Origin of the sequence: Kitasatospora sp. NPDC057518 (assembly GCF_042802075.1) — a bacterium.
In the GTDB taxonomy this organism is placed as follows: domain Bacteria; phylum Actinomycetota; class Actinomycetes; order Streptomycetales; family Streptomycetaceae; genus Kitasatospora.
In genome coordinates this window covers 1-3,843 of record NZ_JBHVEU010000635.1, presented here as the reverse complement: position 1 = coordinate 3,843, position 3,843 = coordinate 1, and the positions used below count along the sequence as shown (strand labels likewise).

General features: G+C 77.5%; 1 protein-coding gene. It reads right to left on the bottom strand.

Translation table 11 applies throughout. The features are described from left to right. Positions 1-49: 49 nt before the first annotated feature. Positions 50-3,580: a PAS domain-containing protein gene (locus ACFU7Z_RS37535; protein WP_380782582.1), complete on the bottom strand. Its 3,531-nt coding sequence runs from the start codon at positions 3,578-3,580 to the stop codon at positions 50-52. Positions 3,581-3,843: the final 263 nt, after the last annotated feature.

Here is a 3,843-nt window from a genome sequence, read left to right as displayed (position 1 = left end):
GGCCGCGTCCCGCGCGCGCAGCTCGGCCCTTCCACGTGTTCGGCGTGCCTCAGCCGGCGGCGGCGACGCCCGCCTCGCCCATCGCGCCGATCCGCCCGAGCAGGTCGACGATCCGGGACTGGACGTCCTCGCTGGTCGAGCGCTCGGCGAGGAACAGCACCGTCTCGCCGGTGCGCAGCCGGGGCAGTTCGCGCGGGTCGAGGTCCACCGAGGTGTAGACCACCAGCGGGGTGCGGTGCAGCCGGTCGTTGGCGCGCAGCCAGTCCAGCAGGCCGACCCGGCGGCGGCGGATCTGCAGCAGGTCCATCACCACCAGGTTGGGCTGCACGCTGCTGGCCCGGGCCACCGCGTCGTTCTCGTCCACCGCGTGCTCGACGTGCATGCCGCGCCGCTCCAGGCTGCTGATCATGGCGGCGGCGATGTCCGGGTCGCCCTCGACCAGCAGCACCCGCGGGGCGTGCTGCTCGCCGTCGCGCGGTGCGAGGGCGCGCAGCAGGACGGCCGGGTCGGCCCCGTACGCGGCGTCCCGGGTGGCCTGGCCGAGGCCGGCGGTGACCAGCACCGGGACCCTGCGGTTGAGCGCCGCGGTGCGCAGCGACTGGAGCGCGGTGCGGGTGATCGGGCCGGTCAGCGGGTCGACGAAGAGGGCGGCGGGGAAGCCGGGGACCTGGGCGTCCACCTCCTCGCGGGAGCGGACGATCACCGGCAGGTAGCCGCGCGCCTGGAGGGCCTGCTTGGTGGCCGGGTCGGGCTCGGGCCAGACCAGCAGCCGACGGGTGTTGGCCAGCTCGCCGGTCGGGGCCGACGGCTGCTCGGGTGCGGGCCGCTCCTCGGCGGGCGGGAGCTCGGCCATCGGGCGCGGCGCGGTCCGGGCCGCGTCGGCTGGGACGGGCGGCTGCGGCGCGGCGGCGGGCACCGGGCCGAGCTGGCGCGGCGGGGCGAGCTCGCCCAGTCCGGTGCCGACCGGGCGCGGGCCGGACGGCTCCTCGGCGGCGGGCAGCGCGGCCCGGGCGGGCGCCAGCGCGGTGCCGGGGGAGGGCTGCGCCTGGCCGGCCTGGCCTCCTTGGCCTCCCTGTCCGGACGGGCCGGAGGCGTTCACCAGGGCGTCCGGGCCGGGCCCCGGCGGGACGGCCAGCCGGCGGCGGCGCCCGGTCGGGGCGGCGGCCGGTTCGGGCGGCGCGGGCGCGGGGCCGGCCGGCAGGGCGTGCTCCAGACCGGGGTAGACCGGGGTGTCGGCCGCCCCGGGCAGGGCGAAGCCGCCGGAGGACTCCTCGGCCGAGGGCAGCGCGCGGCGGCGGCGGTGCCTGGTCTCGCCGGAGGCCTGCTCCTGGGCCGCCTCGGCGGTCGGGGTGCCGCCGGGCGGGGTGCCGTCCGGGGCGGCGGGCGCGGGCGCGGGGGCCGGACCGAGGGCGAGCGGCTCGCGCCCGCCGGGGCGGTTCGGCTGCGCCCGGTGGCCCTCGACGGGCACGGCGTAGGCGGGGCCGGAGCGGCCGTCGTCCTTGCCCCACGGGTCGCTCTGGGCGCCGTTCGGCCCGGCCAGGCCCTGGCGGCCGTACGCGGGGTCGTTGCCGGTGCCGTTCCACTGCTCGGGGACGGCCCGCTCGACCCGAGCGGGGGCGTTCGGCCACTGGTCGGCCGGAATGTCGGGGTTGCCGGGAGCACCGGGAGCACCGGGGACGCCAGGGGCGTCGGGGGTGTCGGACGCCGGGGTCTCGGCGGCCGGGCGGCCGCGGCGGCCGCGCCGCTCGGCGGGCGGCTCCTCGGCGGGCGCCCGCTCCGCGGCGGGGGCCGCGGCGGCCTCGGGAGTCTCGGAAGCGGGCTGCTCGTCGGCCGCCGCGGGCTCGGCGCCCTCGCCGCTGCTGGGCAGCTGCGGGATGCCCGGGAGCTCCGGCAGGACGGCGCTGTCGCTCTCCTTGGGCCGGTCGGAGCGGCCTTCGGCGGCGGCGCGCTCGGCGGCGGCCTTCGCGGCGACCGGGTCCAGCGGCAGCTCGACGACGTACGTGGTGCCGGCCTTGCCGGGCAGCTCGTGCGGCTGGAGCACACCGCCGTGGCGCTCGACCACCGCGCGGGCTATCGGCAGGTGGACGGGGCTGCCGCCGACGCCGGGGCCGCGGATCTCGACCCGGGCGACCTCGCCGCGCTGGGCGGCGGCCAGCACGACGGTCGGCGGCTCGGGGGCGGGCGGCAGCGCGGGCGCGGCGGCGCCGTTCAGCCCGGGCACGGTCAGACCGGGGGACGGGGCGACGGGGGCGTCCAGGGAGAGTCCGACGCCGCTGACGTCGGCGACCAGGTGGGCCAGCGCCTGGGCCAGCCGCCGCTCGTCGGCGATCACCTCGACCGCGGCGGCGTGCACCGAGAACCGCACCCGGCCGGGGCCGACCAGCTCGCCGGCCTCCTCGACGGCCCGGCGGACCACCTTGTCCAGGCCGACCGGGACCCGGGACGCGGCCTTCGGCACGTCCTTGCCGTCCTTGGCGCCGGCCTTGGGCTCCTTGCCGTCCTTGCCGTCCTTGGCCTCGGCGGCGCCGCTCTCGCCGGCCTCGCAGCGCTGGTGGTCGAGCACCCCGTCGATCAGCTTCCCGTACCGGCGGCACTCGGCGGCCAGCCGGCGCAGCGTCCAGTTGGCCTCCGGCCAGAGCTGGCCGGCCGGGTCGGCGGCGAGCGCGTCCAGCCGCTCGTTCAGCGCGTTCAGGGCACTGCCCAGCTCGCTCTCCAGGACGGCGGTGAGGTGCTCGTTGCGGGCGACCAGGGCGAGTTCGCGGCTGCGGTCGGTGAAGGTCATCACCGCGCCGACCAGCTGGTCGCCGTCCCGGACCGGGGCGGTGGTGAGGTCGACGGTGACCGGCCGGCCGTCCTTGCGCCACAGCACGGTGCCGCGCACCCGGTGCTTGCGCCCGGAGGTGAGGGTGTCCAGCAGCGCCGACTCCTCCAGCGCCAGCGGGGTGCCGTCGGCCCGGGAGTGCTGGATCAGCGGGTGCAGCTCGCGCCCGCCCAGCTCGCTCGCCCGGTACTCCAGGATGTGCGCGGCGGCCGGGTTGACCAGCACGCAGCGGCCTTCGAGGTCCACGCCGAGCACGCCCTCGGCGGCGGCCCGCAGGATCATCTCGGTCTGCTTGTGCTGGCGGCGCAGCTCGGCCTCGACGCCCAGCCGGCCGGAGAGGTCGCGGACCAGCAGCAGGAGCAGGTCGGAGGAGGAGGGCGAGTTCTCGCGGTACGAGTCGTACGGGGAGCGCGCGTAGCCGCGGCCGTCGCCGTCGTCGGCGAAGTCGTTGCCGGACACCTCGACCGGGAAGGTGGTGCCGTCGGTGCGGTGGGCGGTCATCCGGACCGGGCGGTCGAGGGCGTCGCCGTCGCGGGTGGCCGGTCGCATCGAGCCGGGGATGCGGCTGGGGTCGAACTCGGGCAGCAGACCCAGCACGCCCATGCCGACCAGTGAGGTGCCCGGCGCCTGCAACGCCTGGACCGCCGCGCTGTTGGCGTCCACGACGGTGCCGTTGCTGTTCACCAGCAGCAACGCGTCGGGCAGGGCGTCGAGTATGGCGGCGAGGCGAGCAGCGCCTCGGATCGGCCTGCTGCTCACGTCGACAGGTCTCCTCGGCTCGGGGCAGCTCCTCCGGAGACGGCAGTATCTCATTCTTCTTTGCGGCGGAGTCGACCCGCCTAGTAACGTTGGCGGCGGTTGGTGCCGAGCCCCACGGTTGTGGCATCATCACTGACACACGGAACGGCTCCGCTCGCGCGGGTACGATCCCTGTGGGGAGGCTTCGCCTAGTCCGGTCTATGGCGCCGCACTGCTAATGCGGTTTCGGGGTTATTCCTGATCGAGGGTTCAAATCCCTCAGC